Here is a 21,836-nt window from a genome sequence, read left to right as displayed (position 1 = left end):
GTCAGGCAGCGGCGCGAGGGATGACCCAGCCGTCGCCGATGCAAACCTGAATTGTGTTGTCGGGTGGAATGGACACGTCCACCGGCGCCTGCAGCGTCAGCCGTAGATCCGGATCGTCCGTGGTAAAGACGTCGATCTGATTGTGATTGCCGCGATAGACCACCCGCTCGACCTTGGCGGCGATACCCTCCTCGCCTGCCTGCGCCAGCCGCATGCCTGACGAGTGCACGCAAAGCTTGGCCGAAGGGCGCCCGGTCTCATTCTTACGCGCCCGGACGCAATGATCCTTGCCGAAGATGCTGACGACAGCGGACTGCTCATCGGCGCCCGGACGCACGTCTTCGACGGGAAGCACCTGTCCGTTGCCGATGAAACGGGCGACCATTTCGCTCTGCGGCTCGCGATAAAGATCGCGCGGCCGGTCGAACTGGACGAGACGCCCATGATCGATCACTGCTATGCGATCTGCCAGCGCCATCGCCTCTGATTGATCATGCGTGATGTAGACCATCGTAGCCCGGGTGTGTCGGTGAAAACGCGCGAATTCGTTTTCCATGGCGGCGCGCAGATGCACGTCCAGATTGGCCAGGGGCTCGTCCAACAACATTACTGAAGGGCTGGCGGCAAGACAGCGCGCCAAGGCGACGCGCTGGCGCTGACCGCCGGAAAGATCGGATGGCGCGCGCTCGGCCAATTCTTCCATGCCGACGATCGCCAAGGCATCGCGGCTTCGACGCAGACGTTCCGTTGAGCCGACGCCTGCGATCTTGAGCGCATAGCCGACATTGTTCGCCACGCTCATATGCGGCCACAGCGCATAATTCTGAAAGACGATGCCGACATTGCGCTTTTCCGGCGGCACGCTTGCCTCCCTGGAAGAAACCACGCGGTCGCCGAACTGGATCGTCCCCTCATCAGGCGTTTCAAAGCCTGCGACGAGCCGCAGCAAAGTGGTTTTTCCGCAGCCGGAAGGGCCTAGAACGGCAATGAATTCGCCATCGGCAATCGTCATTGAAACCCGGTCGAGAACACGCTTGCCGCCATACATCTTCGAGATGTCCCTGATGATGATGTCTACCAAGATCGCTCTCTCAACAATTTGAAACTATTGATGTTTTCTTCAAGTTCTACGCTGGACAATGATATTGGAACTGAATATCAACGTCATTGAACACGTGTGCAAAATATCGGACTTGTGCTTCAGTTTTATGACGGCGCAGACGAAACTTCGGACCATTCGCCTGTCGATCAAATCGCATAGTGAACGGAGCATCAGCCATGAAGAGCGGCTTTATCACCGCTGCCGACGTCGCCAGGGAAGCGGGCGTCTCGCGCTCCGCTGTTTCGCGAACCTTTACCCCGGGCGGCAGCGTCTCCAAGGACGTTCGCGAGCGAATTCTGCGCGCGGCCGACAAGCTCGGCTATCGGGTCAACAGGCTCGCCCAAGGGCTTCAGACAGCACAGTCGAATCTGGTTGGCGTGGTTACGGTCAATCTGACCTCGCCTTTCAACACAGCCCTGCTTGACGGCATCAGCGCGGCTCTATTCACACGCGGCCTGCAATGCATGTTGCTTAATGCGGAGGCTGCACGCGACGATATTGCTACTCTGGTCAATCGCGTTCTGGAATATCGCGTACGCGCGGTGATCATTCTTTCCGGTGCGCCACCGGAGGAGATCATCGAGGCCTGTCTCAGCAATGACGTGCGCCTCATCCTGATCAACCGCAGCACACCTCCGGGTAAGGCCGACAAGATCGATACGGACGACATCGCCGGCGGACGTCTGGCCGCGGATCAAATGCTTCGGGAAGGCCGTCGTCATATCGCGGTCATCCGCAACGGTGGCGGAAGTGTGAGCCAGCAGCGGCGCACTGAAAGCTTCACCGCGCACGTAATCGAGGCAGGAGCCAGGATAACTCACCGTGCAACCGGAACAAACAGTTTCGAGACCGGATGCGAGGCCGCCCGCACCCTTCTGGCTGACAGGTCGATAGATGGCGCTTTCTGCGCCACCGATCTCATCGCGCTGGGCTTTCTCGAGACGGCTCGCTTCGAGTTAGCGCTGGAAATCCCGAAACAGCTATCCGTGATCGGCTTTGACGACATCCCTGAATCAGCTTGGCCATCCCACCGACTCACAACAGTCAGCCAGCCCATCCAGGCCTTCTTGGAAGCCATTCAGGCCTGTCTCGACGATGAACGGTTAATGACCGACGGCGCATTGAATTTCACCGTCCCGGTCGAACTGGTTCAGCGCACGACCACCAAGTGAGTTAAGGTAAGTACTTTAAATAAGACCCCGCGACTGGGTGAATTTGTCGTCGCCGGTCAAGCGCAGCAGTCATCGGGGCCGGCATGACGCTGGGGCTTACCGCTATCGAGTGCAAATGCGTGCTTCTGGCGTCATGGCTCGGTTATCAACGCTTCATGAGCACCGCCCCGTGTGAAGGTGGGCGACACAGCGTTAACGTGGGTTTGGGGGGTGAGGTCGAGGACTTGCGACTTCCAGCGCATTGAGTCCCTTCGACGTGATGCAAACGCAGCACTCTCCAAGGTCATCTGGCTCAGAAAACCGCACGTATCCGTTTTCGGCAAGTTCCCTGGCAAGCTTGTGATAATGCGGAAGCTTAGCCTCACTTCTCACGATTATCTTCAAATAGAACAAATGCGTCCGTCGCAGCGGAGCCATGATTATCCCCCTGTATTCCTCCAAGCGAACGAAGTCTGACCGCTTTTTGCTTGCGTGGCATCATCCATTTGAATGATCTCGCACAGCCCTCAGCCGTGCCGCCAAGGAATACGGCGTGGTGCGCACGCGGAAATTCTTCAACACCCTCGCCGCGGATACGCATGCCAGCTGATTTCCTCCATAGGCACAAGGATTTTGCTTCCCTGCTGCGCATCGTCGCTGACCAGATGAAGGTGCAGCCGGTGCTGGTCGAAAAAGACTACTGGATCATGCACTGCCTGTACGGCCTGCAACAGTTGGAGATGGCGTTCGAGCTCAAGGGCGGTACCTCGCTCTCGAAAGGATACCGCATCATCAACCGCTTCTCGGAGGATATCGATATCCGTATCGAACCGCCGAAGGCGATGGAGGTAAAAACCGGCCCCAATCACGACAAGGCGGCGCATCGTGAAAGCCGGAAGGCCTTCTATGACTGGCTGGCCGAGACGATCACGATCGACGGTATCCAAAAGATCGAGCGCGATACCGAATTCGACAACGAGACGTATCGCAGCGGCGGCATCCGCCTCTACTACCCCGAGACGACCGGCACGAAATCGGATCTCAAGGACGGAGTTTTGCTCGAAGCCGGCTTCGACACGCATCGCGCGTCGAGCTGATCGATAATCGCGCACTGGCCGTTCCCTGCTACGAGCCCGGCTACACGCTGGTCGAGAAGCTCCAGACCATCTCCACCAAATATCGCAAGCAGCAGGAAACCGGCCAGTTCCCCGCCAATTTCCTCCGGCATTATTACGACGTCTACTGCCTACTGGACCAGCCGGAAGTGCAAGATTTCATCGGTACGGAAGCCTATCTCGCGCGCAAGGACCGACGTTTCCCGAAGGCTGACGATCAGAACATAAGCAGCAATCCCGCTTTCAGCCTTTCCGCCCCCGGGACGTTCGGGCTTTACGAGCGCGCATATGAGCGGACCACGGCGCTCTATTATCACGGCCGGCCCAGCCTGAAAGAGATCCTTGCCCGCATCACCACCTACGCGGAGCGTCGTGGATGCCTTCGCTATGCAGTATTTGGACGAGTTTACCGCAGATACGCCGTCGAACGCGGTTTACAAACCCGGATCGACCCCTGTGCCAATCGGCTATCTTGCCTCTGCTTTTGATGGGAATCGAACCGTCGACCACGATTTTTTCAAGTTCTTCACGCTGAATATCAATAATAAAATCCTTTACCTCTGCGATCGACGAGTTACCGAGCTGAACGAGGTCAGAGAAAATTCGTGCGCTTGCCTGTGCGAGTCGGTTCCGAGCGGATGTCGACAAGGCGCTCGAACTTCGCTGTCAGCATGTTTGCGACGGATGTCACAGAGGCGTTCGAGGAGGACATGAAACCACGCCCTCATCGAAGTTAATTGACGCAACTTTGCTTTAATCGGCGGACGTCGCTTACGAGCATTCGCGGTAAAGTTCGATTGACGGCGCATGCGCATCGATCATCTCGCGGACCTTGTCGGCCATCGGCAGGTTGGCTTTTTCTGCGTTCCACACTTCGCGGAAACGCTCGACTGTCTCACGGGCCGTGTCGAGCACTAACTTTTCGGAAAGCTCTGCCTTGGCTGCAAGATGCGTGAGTTCGTCCAATGACAACGCAGCCATTTTCTTCGTGCGCGAGAAATTCAGGGCTGCGGTATCTTCCCCTTCGATATACGGGATAGTCGATAGCAGGTCGTAAGCGGGCGAAAGCGCCGGCGTTCGCCTGTCGGGATAGATCAGCGACCAGTTCTTCAGATGCATGTCGTCATTGCCGATCAGCGTGCTGAACACGAGCCGCCGGATAAACTCGCCGACATCGGCAGAACCTGTTTCGATACCCAGCACGCGCGCGATGCTGCGGTAATTGCCCCTGCTGTACTTGTCGTCAGGTTTTACGCCGAATACCTGCGCGAAATCCTCGATATGGACTGGCCCCTCCGCCGTGCGATCGAAACGCCTAATGGCCAGTGACTGACCCTGCAGCTCACCAAGACCTTGCGGCAGGCCGCTGACGGCATCGAGATCGACCAGTTGAATCTCGGGTACGTTCATTCCCATCATGCCGGCGATCGTCATCATCGCGAACTCGTTCTCTGGCACGCCGCTATATTGCTGCGACGGCAGCTTTACAATCCATGAGCCGCCGGTGCCTTCCGTCGGAATGGTCAGGCCGCCGCCCTTTCCCGTGTCCTTGAATGCCGAGAATTTCAGCTGCACACCGGCCAACGAAAACCGCAAGGCATTGGGTCGCGCTACGTTATCGGCCCGATCGTCGTCGGGAGGCGCGTCGTCCCCTTCCGAAGGGTGCACGGTCACCGCACCCGGCAGGTCGCGACCCAACATCCAAAGCAGGAAGAATTCGCGTGTTTGTTTTACGCCGGCGCGGTCGGCAAGGTATCGGCGTAGCGGTCCTTCCGGCAGAAGGTTCGAGAAGAACGGCGGCACGACCATGTTATAGGGTCGGAATTTGGTCAGGAGCCCGCCGAACGGATCTTTATAGGAAAGACTGAGCGTCGGCCGCTTGTCGTCTTCAATATAATCCTCGTTGAACGCGAAGAGGGTGCGACCGTCCGGCAGGTTGGTCAGGGTGGCAGCCGGTTCTCCGTATAGTCTGACATCCAGTATCATGACCTTAGGCATCGTCGTCCTCCTCATCCAGCGCATAGGCCGAACGGGGAACGGCATCGTCGCGGTCACGATGCACCGCCGCATTGCGCAGCGACCTTATGGCGCGCGCGAACTCGCTCACCTGCTTGGCAGGCGGAGGCTCGCTCTGCCAGCGTTGAAGGATCAACCCCAAATCCCTGAATTTTTCCAGCTCGTCGGCCGATAGTGGCAGATGGCGCAGCAGCGCAAGACTGTCTTTCAGACTATCGGCATCCGAGGTGATGGCGAAGCGATCCCTCCCTTCAGCCAGCCAACGATCGATGCGTCCCACGAGAGAGCGCTGTTCCGACGTCAGCGTGTCGCTCATGGCCGACGCGCTGTCGAGAATGTTACCTATCGCCGGCATCAGTTTTTTGGGTGCAAGGACGATCTCGAGGTCGAGCGCGCGTGCGACATCGACAAGGCTTGCAAGGCCCGGCTCCATGGTGCCGCGCTCTATCTGGGATATGTGGCTCTGCGTCAGGCCCGAGCGCGCACTTAGCTCGCGCTGGGACATATGTCTAGCCTCGCGTGCTGCACGTATCTGCTGGGTGATGTGCTCAGTCTTATACGCCATTATCATTATCCTGTATCATACGATACCTTATATACAGGATAATATATAGGAGCTTCTGCAGGGCTTGGCAACGGCAATATATAATAACGCATCATACACGCTTTTGATGCGGAATACTATATCAATATCAGTGCTAGCTCTTGGTTTTCATTTCTGATCCGGAGCCTGAGGCTCAACATTATCCGTCTCCTGCGGCGGGACGGCCTGAAGGGCGCGAAAGCGCTCGTTCAAAATGGGGTCGGAACAAGATGGGATGGTTGCCGCCCTCCCCAGACGGCATCGCAATGTGCCAGGGTTGTGATCTTCAAAGGTCACGCAGCGGAGAGGACGGCACCATCCCATCTTGTTCCCGGTCGGGAAACTGCAGGGCCGATTCTCCCCGCCAGACCTCGAATTTTAGCAGCCGCGTTCCCCACGCACCGGCGCCTTGATCGCTTCGGCGATATCTCTGAATTCCTCGGCGCGCGCGGACTAGCTCGCTTGCCGCCCAACTTACGGTAGTTGAAGCTTTTATACATCGGAAAGCGATCAGAAAACAGATAACATTCGCAATACCCAAGGTTCTGATGCAAGCTGTCAATAGCGCCATTTTAGAGAGATGCACGGATGTCGATTTCCCGCAGCATAGGCATGTCGTGCAGTTCGATTACGGCGAGCGGAGAAATCCAGTTTGCCGGAGTTGTTTTCCAATACACGAGCGATCCTTGAGTCACCGTTCAGCATTCTGACGAAGAAACGACGCCATTGGCAATCAAACCAGAAATCTCCTTATCGCTGAGGTCAGTTAGTTCCCGGAGCAGCGCTCTGGTGTGTTCGCCCGCGAGTGGTGGTGCGTAGCGATAAGAGACGGGCGACCCGGATAATTTCAGGGGGCTGCCGACGAGACCCACCCTTCCCGATACGTCATGCTGATAAGGCATTTCGATACGCATTCCACGCGCCAGAACCTGCCGGTCCTTAAAAACCTCGTCGATGCCATTGACCGGCCCTGCCGGAACGCCTGCGTCTTCGAGAATACTAAGCCAGCCCACCGTCGTCCTCAGCTTCATAGCTGTAGCGACACGCCGATCCAGCTCGACCCGATTGAGCACGCGGTTTGCATTCGTGGAAAAGCGCTCGTCTAAGGCCAGATTTTCAAGCTCGGCCAATTCGCACCAGCGCTGGAACTGCATATCATTGCCAACCGCAAGTACGACGAAACCGTCCAGCGTCTCATAGGTCTTGTAGGGAACTATATTTGGATGCTCATTGCCGCGGCGGACCGGACGCACGCCTGAAATCAGATAATTTGTCGCCTCGTTGACGAGCCACGAAACCTGCGTGTCGAGGAGTGCAATATCGACATGCTGGCCCTTACCCGTCGTATCGCGATGGCGAAGCGCGGCGATGATGCCGATCGTGGCGTAAAGGCCCGTGGTCACGTCTGCGATGCCGACACCGACTTTCATGGGCGGGCCGTCCGGGCTGCCGGTGACGCTCATGATGCCACCCATTGCCTGGGCGATATAGTCGTATCCGGCGCGCTGCGCATAAGGACCGGTCTGCCCGAAGCCCGTGATCGAGCAATAAACCAGTGCTGGAAACCGGTCTTTCAGGCTGTCATGGTCCAACCCGTAGCGCTTCAGTGTACCGGTCTTGAAATTCTCGACCAGAACGTCGCAGTTTTCGAGCAAATGCAACAGTATTTCGCGACCTTCCGGCTTGGTGAAATCGAGCGCGAGCGACTGCTTGTTGCGATTTGCCGCGAGATAATATGCCGATTCCGTCGTGGCTTTCCCGTCTGGCCCCTCGACATAGGGTGGTCCCCATTTGCGCGTGTCGTCGCCCGCGCCCGGCTTTTCCAACTTGATGATGTCGGCCCCGAGATCACCCAGTATCTGCGTGCAGGTGGGTCCGGCAAGGATGCGCGACATGTCCAGCACACGGATACCGGATAAAGCACCCAAGGGCTTCGTCTCATCGGTCTGACATTCCATGGTCTAGACGCTCGCCTTTGCGTAGCCGTCTCGGCTCTGCGGCAATTTCCGGTCCAGTATTTTGGAGGCCACCAGCGTACGCAGCACCTGCGCAGTGCCACCTGCAATCGTGAACATCCGAACGTCGCGCGCCATGCGCTCAAGCGGCAATTCACGCGAATAGCCGCGCGCGCCAAAGAACTGGAGAGCATTGTTGACGATTGTGATCGCCGCCTCGGAGGCGAATATCTTGGCCTGTGCGGCCAGCGCCGGGTCGGGAAACACACTCCCGTTGGGACCGCGCGAACGCGCTGCCGCATGCAGCATCAAGCGGGATGCGGTCAACTGCGTCTGCATGTCGGCCAGCATCCACTGCAACCCCTGAAATTCTGCAATCGGACGGCCAAACTGTTCACGGGTCTTGGCCCACTCTACCGCATGTTCGAACGCCCCGGCGGCCACCCCCATGGCGACAGTGCCTGCACCGACACGCTGGCTATTATAGGCATTGATCAGATTGACAAAGCCACGCTTGAAGCCCGACGGCGGCATAACCACGCGGTCCAGCGGGATTTCCAGATCCTCAAAAACCAGTTCGCCCTCCGGAATCCCGCGTAAGCCCATCGTCGGCTCGCGTTTGGCCACGCGCAGGCCAGGGCGTTCGCCGCGGATTGCCAGAAAGCCGCCAATGCCAAGCTCCTCTCCGGCTTCATCGAACACGCGCGCGAAGATCAGATGCAGGTGCGAAACGCCCGCGCCGGTAATCCAATGCTTGCACCCATTGATGACATAGACATCGCCGCGCCGGTCGGCGCGTGTCGTCATGGCCAGCGCGTCGCTGCCTGCCTCCGGCTCGGTAATACAGATGGCTGGCTTATCGCCGGACAGGACGAGTTCGGCCGCGAGCTTCTTCTGCGCCTCGCTGCCATAGGCCATGACAGCAGAAATCGCGCCCATATTGGCCTCGACGACTATACGCGCCGTGACCGTGCACGCCTTCGCCATCTCCTCGATTACCAATACCGCATCGAAGAAAGAACGACCCCCACCGCCATAGGCTTCGGGAATGGTCATTCCCATGAAACCGGCTTCCGTAAGACCCTTAACCACATCCCAAGGGTATTGTTCGCTGCGATCCGTCTCAGCGGCGCTCGGAACGACGACCGAGCGGGCAAAAGACCTCGCGTCCCGCCGCAGTTTCTCTTCCTCTGGCATCAATTCAGTATGCATGTGCAATCCTGCATGGTTTCGGGCGCGGAACGCGCAGCCGGACAAACCCATCATCAAAAGAATGTCGAAGCAGATCAGCTTTCGTCGGAGAGATAGCGAACGAAATCGGCCGCGCTGATGACCGGCGCAAAGAAACTGTTGATGCGCTCGTACGCTGCCGCCTGCTGGTCGATACGCTGGGTTCCGGTTGCGTCGCCAATGACGATCGGCAAGAGGCCATTGTCACGGGCAGCACGTGCATTGCCCTCGATGCACCAGTCGAGATGGAAGCCGGTGAGCACGATGACTTCGACGCGCTTGCGCGACAGCTCGATCGGAAGCTGTGTGCCGATGAAGGCACTTTGCAGGGCCAATTCGTTGAATTCGAGATCGCCGGGCCGCACTTCGGCGCGCAACTGATCGACCAGTTCGTTGTCCTCAAGTCGCTTCTCGGGCGAAAAGTCCAGCCCCTCGACCCAGGATGCGAATTGAACCTTGTCAAAAGCGCTCTTGGGCTGGTTATCGCGAAAGATCGGCGCACCAACCCAGCTATAGGAAATGAAATTCGACTGCTTCCTGGCTGCTGCGACGACTTTCAGGGTTGCCTCAAGATTTCCGCGTTCCCACTGCCGCTCGCGCGCCTGTGCACCCCAAGGCTCGTAAAGGGATTTGGTCTGGCTGATCGACATGAAGGCGGCGGGACGACGCAGGATCGCCGCCAGATCGAGTTTCTTCCAATGTGCCGCCAATTCCGGGATGGCCGGAAGGTTGGTTGAATGATCGAATAGTGCCGACATATTGACTCCAGGCAGATTATTTTCCGACCGGTGCGGGCCGGTCGGCTGTTCGACGTTTTCTCGATCCTGATTGCGAAATCCAGCCATGTCCAATGCCGATAACGCATCCAATCATCTCTTTTTTGGACAGACGAACATGTCCGGCCGATCAGCAGGCAATCCTGCAACGGTCATGAAGCCATCAAGGACGATGCAGAATCGAACACTTCCTTGAAATGGAAATTCTGGCCCGGATAGGAGATGCGGGCATAATCATGAGCGAGGTTCACGAAGTCCATGGTCATAGGCCGAACATAGCGCCGACTATCCCATATAGCCGAAATCCAGAGGCCGAGCTGACGCCCTTCATGGTGCAGCGTAGCTGTGTGTTGATTGGGACGCAGACGCATCGTCGAGGGAATGATTGCAATGCCATGTCCCTCGTTGGCAAGGGAAACCAGCCCATGCGGGCTGCTGCTCTCGACAAGGATCTTCGGCATAATATGGGACAGCGCACAGGCCCCGTCGAAGAGCTTGCGGGTCATGAAACTTTGACGAAGAAGCAGGAGTTGCTCATGCGCCAGTTCGTCTATCTCGATGGTGCGGCGTGTAGCAAGCGGATGTGAAGGCGGCAAAACCGCCAATGCACCGAACGGGAAGAGCTCGCGCTTCTCAAATGTGGAATTCTGCGGGAGAGCTACGAAAGCAAGATCGACATCGCCCACCTCGATCCTGTTGACGAGGTTGGCTGAACCGTCCTCGACCAGCATCACGGCGATGTTAGGGTATTTGCGCCTGTACTCGCTGAGCACCCTGGCGACGAAGCTCTCCAGGGTCTGCGGCGTCGTGCCTATGCGCAGGACACCGCGGACACCGCTCGCCATTTCGCGCGCATGCTCGCGCAATGCCGAAACGCTGTTGAGGATCGCCTGGCTCTCCGAAAGAAGCTCTTCGCCAGTCGCCGTCAGTTGGATGCCACGGCCAAAGCGGTCGAATAGCTTTATGCCAAGCTCGTCTTCGAGAAGCTGAATCTGCCGGGAGATCGCCGACTGGCTGATATTCAATTGCTCAGCGGCGCGTGAGTAGCTCAGCCCGTCGGCAACGGCCACAAAATATCGAATGCTGCGCAAATTCATGGAAAGCTCACTTGAGATTGAGACCATTTAGCGTCTGCGTATCGAGAGTGGGAAGATCAGCTTGATTGCCGTGAAGGCGTTTAGAGGAATTTTTTATCCTTAAATCCGCTGTTTGACGAAACTCGCCACAGATAGCCCATATTTCGCGCACTCCATCCCTTAATTCGATAGGTTTTTGGCTAAAATAGCATTGGACGCCTTGGGTGCCCTGCATATCCTGATCCTAAATTGAGATGGAGAATATGCGGTGTCGAAAAATGTCATGCCCAAATTGCGAAATGCGGCACTTGCCGGAAGTTTTCTGGTCGCAGCCGCCACGTCTGCCATAGTCCCGGCCTTCGCCAGTGAGCCTATCAAGATCGGTGTTCTGGAAGATCAATCCGGCGATTTCGCGCTTGCGACATCTGGGAAAGTGGAGGCTATCCAGCTTGCGACCGAAGAGATCAATGCCAAGGGCGGTATATCCGGACGGCCGATCGAACTCGTCATCTACGACACCCAATCGGAAAATACCCGTTATCAGGAGTTTATGCGCCGGGTTCTTCAGCGTGATAAAGCCGACGTCGTATTCGCCGGTTATTCATCGTCGGAGCGCGAAGCCTACCGGCCGATCGTCAACCAGCTCGACGGTTTTGTCTTCTACAACAACCAATATGAGGGCGGCGTCTGCGACGGCAATATGGTGATTACCGGCGCGGTGGCCGAGCAGCAGATTTCGACGCTCATTCCCTGGATGATGGAGAAATACGGCAAGAAGGTCTACACGATCGCTGCCGATTATAGCTTCGGCTGGATTTCAGCCGAATGGATGCACACGATCGTCAAGGAGAATAACGGCGAGTTGGTCGGTCAGGAATTGATCCCGCTCGGAGTTTCGCAATTCTCCCAGACCATCCAGAACATCCAGCAGGCAAAACCTGATTTCGTTGTGGTTCTGCTGGTCGGCAACGCGCAATCCTCCTATTTTGAACAGGCTTCCGCTGCAAATTTGAATCTGCCGATGGCCTCTTCGATCGGTGTCAATCAGAGCTATGAGCACAAGCGGTTCAAGCCGCCGACACTAGCCAATATGCATGTCACCACGAACTTCATCGAAGAGATCGACACGCCTTCGGCCAAGGAATTCGTCGCTCGGTTCAGGAAAAAGTTTCCGGATATTCCCTACATCAATCAGGAAGCCGAAAACTCCTATCTGGCCGTCTATCTCTACAAGGAGATGGTCGAGCAGGCGAATGGATCAACAAAGCGCGCGGATCTGCAGAAGGAGATCGCCAAGGGCAACATCTGCACGGATGCGCCGGAAGGAAAGGTCTGCATAGACCCAAAAAGCCAGCATGTCTCCCACTCGATCTATCTCGCCAAGGTCGGCGAAGATCACTCGATCACCTTTCCTGCCTATTGGCAGGACGTACAACCCTACTGGCTGGGGCAGGCCGGTTGCGATCTGACGAAATACGATCCCAGCACGCAATATTCTCCTGACAATCCTCCGCCGAAAGATTGATGAAGCGTTTTCCGATATCGATTGATTGGATTGCCCCGGCACCAGTTGCCCGGGCGATCTCCCTACATTTTATAACAGGCCCTTGAATGGAAACCGGCTATCTCGCCTTCGCCATGATGATGCAATTCGCGGATGCTTTCGCGTTTCTGGTGCTGGCCGCCTGCGGTCTTGCCATCGTCTTCGGCATGATGGGCATCGTCAATCTGGCCCATGGCGAGTTCATCATGTGCGGGGCCTATGTAACGGTGGCCGCCGTTCATGCCGGCGTGCCACTGCCTCTGGCCATCGCAATCGGTGCAATCATCTCCGCGCTTGCCGGGATGGTCATCGAGTTCATATGCATACGCCATCTCTACGGTCGCCCCCTGGATTCCATCGTGCTGACATGGGGGATCAGCCTTGTCGTCACGCAGGCAACCCTGATCACGCTCGGCTCCAACATGCCAGGCATCGGAACGCCCTATGGCAGCTTCGAGGTCGGACCCTATTCCTACTCGGTCTACCGCCTCGTCCTGTTCGCAGCGGCAGTGGCCGTTCTGGCCGGTCTTTATATTCTCTTCAACTGGACGCGCTTCGGGATTGCGGCGCGCGCAACTATGCAGGTGCCGCATATGGCCTCGGCTTCGGGAGTGGACACAAGACGCGTCTACAGTTGGACATTTGCCATCGGTGCAGGACTGGCAGGTCTCACCGGTGGGCTCTATGCGCCCACCATGACGCTCGTGCCGACAATGGGCACGAGCTTCATGACCGAAGCCTTTGTCACAGTTGTCGTCGGTGGCGCGGATGTGTTTCTCGGAACCGCACCCGCCGCCGCCATCCTGGCTGTCATCAAGGCAGGAATGACATATTGGAAAGGACAGCTTTTCGGCCAAATCGGCCTTCTTATCGCGGCAATCATTGTCATTCGCCTATTGCCCAAGGGCATCTCCGGCTTTCTGACGCGTGACTGAAATCATGCAATCAATTCGCCGCTTTTTCAGCTTGCTCGAAGGACCGCAAACGATCGGCAGGGGCCGCCCCTTCTGGTCCGGCTTTGCATTCCTCATCGCTGTGGCACTTGTCTATCCTCTCCTTGCCGATGGCTATACAGTTGGCAACACTGTCTACTTTCTCAACTCGATCTTCATCGCGATGGGCCTATGCCTCATCTGGGGCTATGGCGGCGTGTTGAGCTTCGGGCAGACCGCCTTTTTCGGCATCGCCGGTTACAGCTATGCGGTGCTTACGATCAATCTTGGCACCGCCTACGGGTTAACGTTCGCTGCGCTTGCACTGTCGATCCTTGCTGCATCGCTATTTGCCGCGATTCTTGGCTGTTTCCTGTTCTTCAGCCGTATCAACGGTGTCTTTCTCGGCATTGTGACCCTCTCGGTAACGTTGGTGCTGGAGCGCTTTATGGCGCAGACATCCGGCCCCGAATGGAAGATAGGAGTCGCCCGGCTCAACGGAACCAACGGCATGAACACCATGCCGCCACTGACCCTGCCCTGGAGCGGCAGCGATATCGTGTTCTATCCCGATCCACCGCTTTACTACCTCGTGCTCGGCCTGCTTCTGATCATTTATCTCGGCCTGCGAATCCTGCTCAATTCGCGGTTCGGAAACGTTCTTGTCTCCATTCGCGAAAACCCGGAGCGCAGCGAGATGCTCGGCTACGACATACGGAAATATCAGCTTGGCGCATTCGTAATCGGTGCGGCTCTCGCCGGTCTGTCCGGCGCCCTCTACACTGCATGGGGCCAGTATATTACCCCATCCAGCATGGGCATGACGGCCGCGGCGCTCCCCATCGTCTGGGTCGCGGTGGGCGGTCGATCCGATATTACCGCCGCAGCAATCGGAACAGTCATCGTGCTTGCCGTATTTCAGGCACTCACCATCTATGGCAATCAATATGCGCTGGTCGTCATGGGCGCACTACTCATCCTGACCGTCCTGCTCATGCCAGACGGGCTGATCCTTACCGGTATAGCAAAATTCGCGAAGCTGGCCCAAAAATACCGTGGCCGGAGCGACAACTGATGGCCCTTCTCGAAATTCAGAACCTAGCCAAAAGCTTCGGTGGCCTGCAAGCCACGGCAGGCGTCGATTTCAAGCTGGAAACGGGCGATCTGCACTGCCTTATCGGACCGAATGGGGCGGGCAAAAGCACGTTGTTCAGGCTTATTCTCGGGGCACTCTCTCTCGACAGCGGGAAGATATTTCTCGCAGGAAAAGACATCACCCGGCTGAAGCCGTTCCAACGGGTGCGCGAAGGCATGAGCGTCAAATTTCAGGTGCCGGGGATATTCAAGGCACTCAGCGTCAGGCAGAACCTCCAGATCGCAATGCAATATCACTGTGATGCAGGGGAGCTTGACGAAAAGATCGCCGATCTGCTCGCTTTTCTCGGATTGGCCGAGGAAGCTGCAAAGCCGGCAGGAAGCCTCAGTCATGGACGAAAGCAATGGCTCGAAATCGGCATGGCGATCTGCCTGAAGCCGCGCCTGCTTCTGCTAGACGAACCCACCGCCGGAATGTCGCCAGATGAGACACATGCAACGGGTGAACTGGTCAAGTCCCTGAATGCCGGAGGCGTGACGGTGCTGGCCGTTGAGCATGATATGGAATTCGTCCGCCAAGTCGCACAACGCGTTACAGTCATGCATCTCGGACGCGTCTTTGCTCAAGGGACCGTCGACGAAATCATGGCCGATGAGCGCGTCGAAGCCATCTATCTGGGGCGGCCTCATGTCTGACGTTGTTCTCAAGGTGAACGGTCTGAAAAGCGGGTATGATGATAAGCCCGTTCTCCAGGGAATTGATTTTGAAGTTCGCCAAGGAGAAATCACGGCGATCGCTGGCCGTAACGGCGTGGGAAAATCGACTCTGATGAAGACATTGATCGGCCTTCTTCCGGTTACGGCCGGATCCATAGTCTTCGAGGGTGAAACTGTCCAAAACCTGCCTGTTCACAAGAGAGCACGACGCGGCATCGGTTATGTTCCACAAGGGCGCGATGTCTTTCCGCGGCTGACAGTATCCGAGAATCTTGCGATCGGAGCGATGGCCGCACAAAATCCGGACAAACACTACCAGGAGCGTGTGTTCAGCTATTTTCCGATACTTGCGGAAAGATTGAATCAAAGAGCCGGCATTCTATCAGGAGGGCAGCAGCAGCAACTTGCCATTGCACGAGCGCTTGTCGCAAAACCGCAGCTTCTGCTCATGGACGAACCATCAGAAGGAATCCAGCCAAACGTCACCCAGGACATTGCGCGCATCATAGTTCGTCTCAAGCAGGATACGAATCTCAGTATTATTCTGGTGGAACAGAATATCGATATGATCTGCTCCGTGGCGCAGCGGGTCTACGTCATGGAAAAAGGCCTTATCGTTGCCAAATTTGAATCCGGGGACCATCTCGATCCGGATGTCTTGCGGCGTTATCTTGCGATTTAAGCGGGATTTGTTGAATAATCTCGACGGTAAGTTCTTAGATTACCGCATCTGCGACGACACCCCTCATCTTCCGGGATAGTAAAACTTATAAAATCAGTTGCAGAACGCCTCGCGAAAAATAGACGGCGCCGATCGCTGTTACGATCCATCGCGTCCACAGACGAAAATTCCTGTCCGACATACGGTGCAAGATGATGTTGCCGGCTCGTGTGCCAATGATGGCAATCGGCGCTGCGGCGGCGACAGCCATCCACCCTTCCGTGGAAAGGGTCATTGCCGCATTCCAGTAAAAGACGACCTTGGTTGTGTGTGTGATGAACTGAAACGCTGCTTTCGTGGCAATGATCTTGCGACGGTCCATGGTGGTGCGAATAAAGAAAAGATCAACCGTCGGACCTGAAACCCCGAGCCCAATTGCCAACCCGCCGGAAATGAAGCCACAGATGAAAGCGTGCAACGGCCGCTGCCCGTCGAGTTGCAGTTTTCCAAGAGGCAACCAAACAAGGATAGGCATTAAGCCGATTGTGATCGACACCACCACGAGGCTTGGGCGGTAATTGACGAAGAGCAGCAGGCTCGCGGCCAAAACGAGCCCGAGTATCAGCAGAAGCAGTGTGCGCGAATCCAGATAGCTGCGGGAGAACCATGCCCGCGAGCCGTTCGATACCATCTGCACCATTCCGTGCACGGCGATCGCTGTTGCTACTGGCATTGCCAGCATCAAGACCCAAAGCAGGACAAGCCCGCCCGCCATGCCAAAAATGCCTGACAGCAGTGACGTAAGGAACACGACCACTGTCATACCGGCAAGGAGGGCAATCGTCACAAGTCTTGTTCCATCGGTGGCGTCAGGGCTCACGGCCCCGCAAGATCAGGTATCTGATTCGCAACTCGGCGCTTCCACCAAAGGCGAATTCACCATCCCATCAGGGCAAATAGAGACCGCCGCTGACGTGAATGGTCTGTCCGGTTATGAAGCCCCCTGTAGGCAGGGCAAGCAAGCGGACGATCTCCGATACGTTTCTAGGTTCGCCCTCATGGCCGACAAGCGTGCATCCGCCGCCGGGAAACTTGCCGCCTGCCCCGGAAGTCGCCGAACGCTGTCCGCCGATACGCCCCGGCACGACAATGTTGGACGTCACGCCATGTTCACCGAATTCAGCCGCCAAAGCCTTGGCAAAACCGACCAGCGCAGCCTTGGCAGTCGCGACATGCAAACGTTCAGATACGCCTGCGTGAGCGCTGACACCACCGATGGTGATGATACGCCCGAAGCGGCGCTTCGCCATGTCGGGCACTACGGCCTGCGTAACGAGAAAGGCTCCTTCTACCGCAACGGCGTAAACCGAGCGAAAGGTTTCCAGATCCAGTTCCGCCAGCGGTTTCTCGCCACGAATTGCAGCATTGTTGACGAGAATATCTACCGGGCCTGCTTTTTCCCGGATGCGCGCGATCAATTCGGCTACGGCGTGTTCATCCGTGATGTCCGCAAGCAGAGCAGTCGCCTGCCCGCCTGCCGCACGAATCTCTTCGGCAACGGCCTCGATCTCGTCCAGCGAAGAGCGTGCATGCGTGATAATGTGTGCGCCTTCTTCCGCCAATGCGAGCGCCGTCTCGCGACCAATGCGTCGCGCCGATCCGGTGACCAGCGCGACTTTTCCGGCGAGCGGTCGGTTCGTCATGCCACGCTCCTCGTCAAAGATTGAAGGACAATGTGCCGTCGCGGCGAACCTGTTCAACGAGATCGAGTTCCCATTGAAGGTACTGGCGCATCGCTTCCTCACGTTTTTCGCGACGCTCAAATGCCTTCAGGAACACATCGTTCGGTTCCGAGGCTAAAAATTCCTCATTACGCTGCAGCGCAAGATCAGCCTGGACCCAGCCGTTGGTTCCACCTTTCAGAACAGTCACGGAAGCGCCGGTGGCAGCCGCCAGTTCGGCTCCACCGAGCCGGGCAAAGACTCCATCCGGCGACGTCACCACATAATGCTCCGCTTTTGGAAGCGCGGCCACATCTTCGACAAGACGACCGCGAACGGCGAACCACGCACCGGGAATGTGACCTGCGCGATACTGACGGCTCGTGGCGAAATCAACGACGACTGTCTCGTTCTTTCCCACCAACGACGCCAGTTCCGACGCGGAAATCTCTTCTACTGAAACAGCGTCAAGCGTCAGGATCGTCTCCGGCGCATCGCCTGTCTCAAGCTCGGCATCTCCATCTTGCGCATCAAGCACGAACACCCAGGCGAAACCCATTCGGTTGAGCCATGCAGCGGCAGTGCGAGCCCGTACGCCATCGCTATCGGTCAGCACAATGCGTGCCTGACGCACGGCGATGAATGTGTCTGTCGCCTGAACAAGCTGCCCGCCGGGCGCCGACAGAAAACCTTTCAAATGTCCGGCCCGGAATTCCGCCGGATCGCGGACATCGAAGCGATAAAGCGCGACGCTGTCCTGTTCGCTCACAAACTGCGCCAACTGATCGGTCGAGACAGTCTTAACCCCGAAATTTTCCGATAACCGCGCGGCTGCCGATCGCGCCCAATCGAGAGCCTCTGCCGTCGGCTGTGGCGCAATACGGGTCGCGCCGCGTTCGACTTCACGACCCGAGAGATGCCATCCTTGCGTTCCGTCTTTCAGCGAAACGACCTTGTTGGGCAGGCCGGCATCGATGAGTGTCTGCGCGCCAATGATCGAGCGTGTCCGCCCGCCGCAATTCACCACTACCAGCGCAGAGTCATCCTTCACCGTTTCCTTCACCCGCAGCACAAGTTCACCCCCGGGCAAATCGATGGCACCGGGGATTGTAATCCAGTTGTATTCGTCGAAGGGACGGCTATCGATCAGGACGACATTTTCGCCCGCGTCGCGTTTCTGCTCAAGTTGGGCAGCGGTAATGTGTGGTGTCTCATAGCTCACCTCCACGAATTCGCCGAAGGCTTTGCTGGGCACATAGACACCCTCGAACGTCTCAAATCCCGCAGCCTTCCAGGCAGCTACACCGCCTGAAAGTACGGAAACCTCGACATAGCCCGCGTGGCGGAACAAGGGTGCCGCACGCTCCGCCAGGCCTTCGCCATCGTCCACGAGAACGATCGGCGTGCCGACCCGCGGCACCAAGGCGCTGAGTATCCGCTCGATACGGCTGAAGGGCACATTGGAGGCGGCGAGAATATGATCCTCGGCAAACAGGCCCTCCTCCCTTATGTCCAGCAAGGCAAGCTCTTTGTCAGCGCGCAGTCTGGCGTGAAGGGTCTTTGCGTCGATGCTCGGCAAGGTGGCAGTCAAGATTTATCTCCGGTGATTGTGCCGACCCCGCCTGTGAGGACGGGGCCGTAATCTGCTCACTGACGTTTGAAGACCTCGTCGAACTTTTCAAGGAATTCCTCAGACGCCTTACCACCGATGTCCTGATCGGCGACAATGATCTTGAGTTCGCTCAAGCGCGGCAGTCCGCCCGGGATCGGCGTGTCGGGATGGGTCGGGATGTAAGATCCCGCCTGCGAGACGACGTCCTGACCTTCGGCGCTTGCAAGAACCTCGACCAGCAGCTTTGCCGCTGCCGGGTTCGGGCCGCCTTCAAAGATCGCCAGATACTGCTCGTTCGCAACCACGCCTTCTTCCAGAATGTAGGACTCGATGTTTTGGCCGCGTTCCTTCGCTGTGATCACATTCTGCGAGGAGATCAATGGCGACAGGTCGCGCTCGCCGGCAACGAGCAGGCGAACCGATTCAGCATTGCCGCGCGTGAAGAGAAAATCCTGTTCGGCCAAGCCGGCGATCGTATCCCAATCGATGATCTTGTGGGCCAACAACGTCTGGAACCACGTCAACTGCGAAGAAGCCGTGCGCGGATCGGAAAACACGATCTTTCCCTTCCATTTCGGGTCGAGGAAGTCGGTGATCTTCTTGGGCAGTAGGGACGGATCTGTGTACACTTTTGGATTGTAGGCCGCGGACAAAAGCGTCGCGCCGACGGCTGTGAAATACCCGTCATCCTCGCGGAAGTACCCGCTGATCTTCTCGAAATCGCTCACCTTATGTGCGGTCAGCCAGCCCTTGTCGCGCCATCCATTGAGAATGAAGCGCTGGCTGATGAAGGTGACATCCGGATTTGTACGGCCCGCGGCTTTTTCAGCCTCGATTGTCGGAATGAGATCCAGTGTCTGTTTCTGGACGATGTTCAGACGAACGTCGGGAAATGTCTTGCGCCAGAAGTCCAAGACAGCCGTGCTCGTTTCCTGACGGTAGGATGTGTAAAAAACGACCTGCCCTTCCTTCTTCGCTTCTGCGTAGAGATCGGCGAAGCGCTCCGGCAGCGTTTCGGCCGAAGCTGAAACCGGCGCGTTCAGGGTGGCGGCAAGACTCAACGCTGCAACGGCCTTGAGGAAATGTCTTTTGGTGATCGTCATCAATGTTGCTCCAAGAGTAATGGGTTCAATTTTCAACTGGATTTGGTCAGCTTTCGACTGCCGCTTCTGCATGCGCGGCACCATCGATCGCCTTGTTATGCTTGTGATTTCTGGCCGGACGTTTGAGCCCAAGATGCTCGCGCAGGGTCCGGCCTTCATATTCGGTTCGGAACAGGCCGCGCTTTCGCAGCTCCGGCAGAACCAGTTCTATGAAGTCGGTCAGACCTCCGGGCAGGTAAGGCGGCATGACGTTGAAACCGTCAGCACCGCCATTGACGAAGCGATCCTCCATCGCGTCAGCAATCTGTTCGGGCGCTCCCACAACCTGCCAGTGGCCGCGCGCTCCGGCGACCCGAAGCGCCAGTTGCAGGATCGACAGCTTCTCGCGCTGCCCCAGTTCCAACAGTAGTGTCTGGCGACTCTGGGCCGCATTGGTAATCGGAATATCCGTGGGCACCGGCGCATCGTGCGGCAGGTGGCGCAGAGGTATGCCGAGCCTGTGCTCCAGTATCGACAAGGCGACATCCGGATGAATAAGATTCTGAAGCTGGTCAAATTTGGCCCGCGCTTCTTCTTCCGTGCGCCCGACAACAGGGAATATGCCCGGCATGATTTTGACGTCATCGGGCGAGCGCCCATGCTCTACCGCTTGCTGTTTCACGTCCCGATAAAAGGCCTGCGCATCGGCAAGCGTCTGTTGCGCAGTAAAGACGATCTCGGCGGAAGCACCGGCAAGCGCCTTGCCGGCACCCGAAGATCCCGCCTGCACCAGAACCGGCCAGCCCTGAGGTGAACGCGGAATGTTCAGCGGACCACGGACGCCGAAGAATTCACCGCGATGGTCCAGCTTATAGACCTTGTCGGGGTCGAAGAATACACCGCTTTCCTTGTCGCGGATGAAAGCCTCGTCTTCCCAACTGTCCCACAGGCCCTGGGCGACACCCAGAAACTCGGTCGCGCGCCGGTAGCGGTCTCCATGGGCAAGATGCTGCTCCCGGCCGAAATTGTAAGCTTCCGCCTCATTTCCCGAAGTTACGAGATTCCAGCCTGCGCGCCCGCCGCTGATATGATCGAGCGACGCAAACTTGCGCGCCAGTATGTAAGGCTCGTTGTAAGTGGTTGAAGCGGTGGCGACGAGGCCGATGCGCTCGGTGACGGCCGCCAGCCCACTGAGAAGAGTCAGCGGCTCAAACTGCGCGACATAGTGTGTTGAGAAGCGTGCCAGAGCGCCCCAATCTTCGCCTCTGGCTCCGGCGCTATCCGCCAGAAACAGGAGATCGAACTTCGCCGCTTCGGCAGCTTTGGCAAGTTCCGCATAATGGCGGAAATTAACGCCTGCATCGGCCTGCGCATCAGGATGGCGCCAAGCCGCAGCGTGGTGGCCCGTAGGATAAAGAAAGGCTCCAAGGGCCATATGTCCAGATTTAGTGGTCATGTTCGGAAATCCA

Annotated in this window: 21 protein-coding genes; 8 read left to right on the top strand and 13 right to left on the bottom strand. The window is 57.3% G+C overall.

Annotated elements, in window-relative coordinates:
• Position 1: 1 nt before the first annotated feature.
• Positions 2-1,081 (bottom strand): ABC transporter ATP-binding protein, encoded by a 1,080-nt coding sequence (locus tag ABFT80_RS15580; protein WP_347972821.1) that lies wholly within the window; start codon positions 1,079-1,081, stop codon positions 2-4.
• A 197-nt stretch (positions 1,082-1,278) separates the two neighbouring features.
• On the opposite strand from ABFT80_RS15580, the gene ABFT80_RS15575 reads away from it, so the two are divergent.
• Positions 1,279-2,274 carry a LacI family DNA-binding transcriptional regulator gene (locus ABFT80_RS15575; RefSeq protein WP_347972820.1) on the top strand — a complete coding sequence of 332 codons (996 nt, stop codon included), beginning with the start codon at positions 1,279-1,281 and terminating at the stop codon, positions 2,272-2,274.
• 361 nt (positions 2,275-2,635) lie between these two features.
• Here ABFT80_RS15575 and ABFT80_RS15570 read toward each other — a convergent pair whose 3' ends face one another.
• Complete coding sequence (locus ABFT80_RS15570; protein WP_347972819.1) at positions 2,636-2,854, bottom strand: hypothetical protein; 219 nt, start codon at positions 2,852-2,854, stop codon at positions 2,636-2,638.
• Here ABFT80_RS15570 and ABFT80_RS15565 point away from each other — a divergent pair.
• Positions 2,853-3,350 (top strand): nucleotidyl transferase AbiEii/AbiGii toxin family protein, encoded by a 498-nt coding sequence (locus tag ABFT80_RS15565; protein WP_347972818.1) that lies wholly within the window; start codon positions 2,853-2,855, stop codon positions 3,348-3,350. The two genes, ABFT80_RS15570 and ABFT80_RS15565, sit on opposite strands and share 2 nt — an antisense overlap.
• Positions 3,287-3,856: a nucleotidyl transferase AbiEii/AbiGii toxin family protein gene (locus ABFT80_RS15560; RefSeq protein ID WP_347972887.1), complete on the top strand. Its 570-nt coding sequence runs from the start codon at positions 3,287-3,289 to the stop codon at positions 3,854-3,856. The genes ABFT80_RS15565 and ABFT80_RS15560 overlap by 64 nt, the downstream gene beginning before the upstream one ends.
• A 283-nt stretch (positions 3,857-4,139) precedes the next feature.
• Here the strand turns inward: ABFT80_RS15560 and ABFT80_RS15555 are convergent, their stop codons facing one another.
• From ABFT80_RS15555 to ABFT80_RS15530, 6 genes are all read right to left on the bottom strand, one after another.
• Positions 4,140-5,366, bottom strand: a complete 1,227-nt coding sequence (locus tag ABFT80_RS15555; protein ID WP_347972817.1) for a type II toxin-antitoxin system HipA family toxin — start codon at positions 5,364-5,366, stop codon at positions 4,140-4,142.
• On the bottom strand, positions 5,359-5,949 hold the full coding sequence (locus ABFT80_RS15550) for a helix-turn-helix domain-containing protein (protein ID WP_347972816.1): 591 nt from the start codon (positions 5,947-5,949) through the stop codon (positions 5,359-5,361). The genes ABFT80_RS15555 and ABFT80_RS15550 overlap by 8 nt, the downstream gene beginning before the upstream one ends.
• A gap of 716 nt (positions 5,950-6,665) precedes the next feature.
• Positions 6,666-7,925 carry a CaiB/BaiF CoA transferase family protein gene (locus ABFT80_RS15545; protein WP_347972815.1) on the bottom strand — a complete coding sequence of 420 codons (1,260 nt, stop codon included), beginning with the start codon at positions 7,923-7,925 and terminating at the stop codon, positions 6,666-6,668.
• 3 nt (positions 7,926-7,928) lie between these two features.
• Entirely contained in the window at positions 7,929-9,134 is a 1,206-nt protein-coding gene (gene acdA / locus ABFT80_RS15540) for a 3-sulfinopropanoyl-CoA desulfinase (RefSeq protein WP_347972814.1), read from the bottom strand.
• A 74-nt stretch (positions 9,135-9,208) separates the two neighbouring features.
• Positions 9,209-9,997, bottom strand: coding sequence for an isochorismatase family protein (locus ABFT80_RS15535; RefSeq protein ID WP_347972813.1), 789 nt, complete (start codon positions 9,995-9,997; stop codon positions 9,209-9,211).
• A gap of 83 nt (positions 9,998-10,080) precedes the next feature.
• The gene (locus ABFT80_RS15530) at positions 10,081-11,025 is read right to left on the bottom strand and encodes a LysR family transcriptional regulator (RefSeq protein WP_347972812.1); all 945 of its coding nucleotides are present in this window, start codon (positions 11,023-11,025) and stop codon (positions 10,081-10,083) included.
• 262 nt (positions 11,026-11,287) lie between these two features.
• Here ABFT80_RS15530 and ABFT80_RS15525 point away from each other — a divergent pair, with 262 nt between their 5' ends.
• The 5 genes from ABFT80_RS15525 (at position 11,288) to urtE (ending at position 15,973) form a co-directional block, all read left to right on the top strand.
• On the top strand, positions 11,288-12,529 hold the full coding sequence (locus ABFT80_RS15525; RefSeq protein ID WP_455189948.1) for an urea ABC transporter substrate-binding protein: 1,242 nt from the start codon (positions 11,288-11,290) through the stop codon (positions 12,527-12,529).
• An 86-nt stretch (positions 12,530-12,615) separates the two neighbouring features.
• Complete coding sequence (locus ABFT80_RS15520) at positions 12,616-13,482, top strand: ABC transporter permease subunit (RefSeq protein WP_347972810.1); 867 nt, start codon at positions 12,616-12,618, stop codon at positions 13,480-13,482.
• A 4-nt stretch (positions 13,483-13,486) separates the two neighbouring features.
• Positions 13,487-14,554, top strand: a complete 1,068-nt coding sequence (locus tag ABFT80_RS15515) for a branched-chain amino acid ABC transporter permease (protein ID WP_347972809.1) — start codon at positions 13,487-13,489, stop codon at positions 14,552-14,554.
• Positions 14,554-15,270 carry an ABC transporter ATP-binding protein gene (locus tag ABFT80_RS15510; RefSeq protein ID WP_347972808.1) on the top strand — a complete coding sequence of 239 codons (717 nt, stop codon included), beginning with the start codon at positions 14,554-14,556 and terminating at the stop codon, positions 15,268-15,270. Before ABFT80_RS15515 ends, ABFT80_RS15510 begins: the two co-directional genes overlap by 1 nt.
• Complete coding sequence (gene urtE, locus ABFT80_RS15505) at positions 15,263-15,973, top strand: urea ABC transporter ATP-binding subunit UrtE (protein ID WP_347972807.1); 711 nt, start codon at positions 15,263-15,265, stop codon at positions 15,971-15,973. The genes ABFT80_RS15510 and urtE overlap by 8 nt, the downstream gene beginning before the upstream one ends.
• An 85-nt stretch (positions 15,974-16,058) precedes the next feature.
• Here the strand turns inward: urtE and ABFT80_RS15500 are convergent, their stop codons facing one another.
• From ABFT80_RS15500 to ABFT80_RS15480, 5 genes are all read right to left on the bottom strand, one after another.
• Positions 16,059-16,799: a sulfite exporter TauE/SafE family protein gene (locus ABFT80_RS15500; RefSeq protein ID WP_347972806.1), complete on the bottom strand. Its 741-nt coding sequence runs from the start codon at positions 16,797-16,799 to the stop codon at positions 16,059-16,061.
• Between the two features lie 100 nt (positions 16,800-16,899).
• Complete coding sequence (locus tag ABFT80_RS15495) at positions 16,900-17,655, bottom strand: SDR family NAD(P)-dependent oxidoreductase (RefSeq protein WP_347972805.1); 756 nt, start codon at positions 17,653-17,655, stop codon at positions 16,900-16,902.
• 13 nt (positions 17,656-17,668) lie between these two features.
• Positions 17,669-19,264 (bottom strand): rhodanese-like domain-containing protein, encoded by a 1,596-nt coding sequence (locus ABFT80_RS15490; RefSeq protein WP_347972804.1) that lies wholly within the window; start codon positions 19,262-19,264, stop codon positions 17,669-17,671.
• 56 nt (positions 19,265-19,320) lie between these two features.
• Positions 19,321-20,388 carry an ABC transporter substrate-binding protein gene (locus ABFT80_RS15485; RefSeq protein WP_347972803.1) on the bottom strand — a complete coding sequence of 356 codons (1,068 nt, stop codon included), beginning with the start codon at positions 20,386-20,388 and terminating at the stop codon, positions 19,321-19,323.
• Between the two features lie 46 nt (positions 20,389-20,434).
• Positions 20,435-21,823, bottom strand: coding sequence for an LLM class flavin-dependent oxidoreductase (locus ABFT80_RS15480; protein ID WP_347972802.1), 1,389 nt, complete (start codon positions 21,821-21,823; stop codon positions 20,435-20,437).
• Positions 21,824-21,836 lie beyond the last annotated feature (13 nt).

The organism is Foliimonas ilicis (assembly GCF_039939195.1).
GTDB classification, from domain to species: domain Bacteria; phylum Pseudomonadota; class Alphaproteobacteria; order Rhizobiales; family Rhizobiaceae; genus Foliimonas; species Foliimonas ilicis.
Note: the sequence above shows the minus strand (reverse complement) of the source record. Positions and strands in the feature narration are given on the sequence as shown.

What these genes read in the sequence shown, in the direction of transcription:
- ABFT80_RS15575 (WP_347972820.1), top strand. Translation starts at nt 1,279, where the DNA reads ATGAAGAGCGGCTTTATCACCGCTGCCGACGTCGCCAGGGAAGCGGGC.
- ABFT80_RS15565 (WP_347972818.1), top strand. Translation starts at nt 2,853, where the DNA reads ATGCCAGCTGATTTCCTCCATAGGCACAAGGATTTTGCTTCCCTGCTG.
- ABFT80_RS15570 (WP_347972819.1), bottom strand. Translation starts at nt 2,854, where the DNA reads ATGCGTATCCGCGGCGAGGGTGTTGAAGAATTTCCGCGTGCGCACCAC.
- ABFT80_RS15555 (WP_347972817.1), bottom strand. Translation starts at nt 5,366, where the DNA reads ATGCCTAAGGTCATGATACTGGATGTCAGACTATACGGAGAACCGGCT.
- ABFT80_RS15550 (WP_347972816.1), bottom strand. Translation starts at nt 5,949, where the DNA reads ATGGCGTATAAGACTGAGCACATCACCCAGCAGATACGTGCAGCACGC.
- ABFT80_RS15545 (WP_347972815.1), bottom strand. Translation starts at nt 7,925, where the DNA reads ATGGAATGTCAGACCGATGAGACGAAGCCCTTGGGTGCTTTATCCGGT.
- acdA (WP_347972814.1), bottom strand. Translation starts at nt 9,134, where the DNA reads ATGCATACTGAATTGATGCCAGAGGAAGAGAAACTGCGGCGGGACGCG.
- ABFT80_RS15535 (WP_347972813.1), bottom strand. Translation starts at nt 9,997, where the DNA reads ATGGCTGGATTTCGCAATCAGGATCGAGAAAACGTCGAACAGCCGACC.
- ABFT80_RS15530 (WP_347972812.1), bottom strand. Translation starts at nt 11,025, where the DNA reads ATGAATTTGCGCAGCATTCGATATTTTGTGGCCGTTGCCGACGGGCTG.
- ABFT80_RS15525 (WP_455189948.1), top strand. Translation starts at nt 11,288, where the DNA reads ATGCCCAAATTGCGAAATGCGGCACTTGCCGGAAGTTTTCTGGTCGCA.
- ABFT80_RS15520 (WP_347972810.1), top strand. Translation starts at nt 12,616, where the DNA reads ATGGAAACCGGCTATCTCGCCTTCGCCATGATGATGCAATTCGCGGAT.
- ABFT80_RS15515 (WP_347972809.1), top strand. Translation starts at nt 13,487, where the DNA reads ATGCAATCAATTCGCCGCTTTTTCAGCTTGCTCGAAGGACCGCAAACG.
- ABFT80_RS15510 (WP_347972808.1), top strand. Translation starts at nt 14,554, where the DNA reads ATGGCCCTTCTCGAAATTCAGAACCTAGCCAAAAGCTTCGGTGGCCTG.
- urtE (WP_347972807.1), top strand. Translation starts at nt 15,263, where the DNA reads ATGTCTGACGTTGTTCTCAAGGTGAACGGTCTGAAAAGCGGGTATGAT.
- ABFT80_RS15495 (WP_347972805.1), bottom strand. Translation starts at nt 17,655, where the DNA reads ATGACGAACCGACCGCTCGCCGGAAAAGTCGCGCTGGTCACCGGATCG.
- ABFT80_RS15485 (WP_347972803.1), bottom strand. Translation starts at nt 20,388, where the DNA reads ATGACGATCACCAAAAGACATTTCCTCAAGGCCGTTGCAGCGTTGAGT.
- ABFT80_RS15480 (WP_347972802.1), bottom strand. Translation starts at nt 21,823, where the DNA reads ATGACCACTAAATCTGGACATATGGCCCTTGGAGCCTTTCTTTATCCT.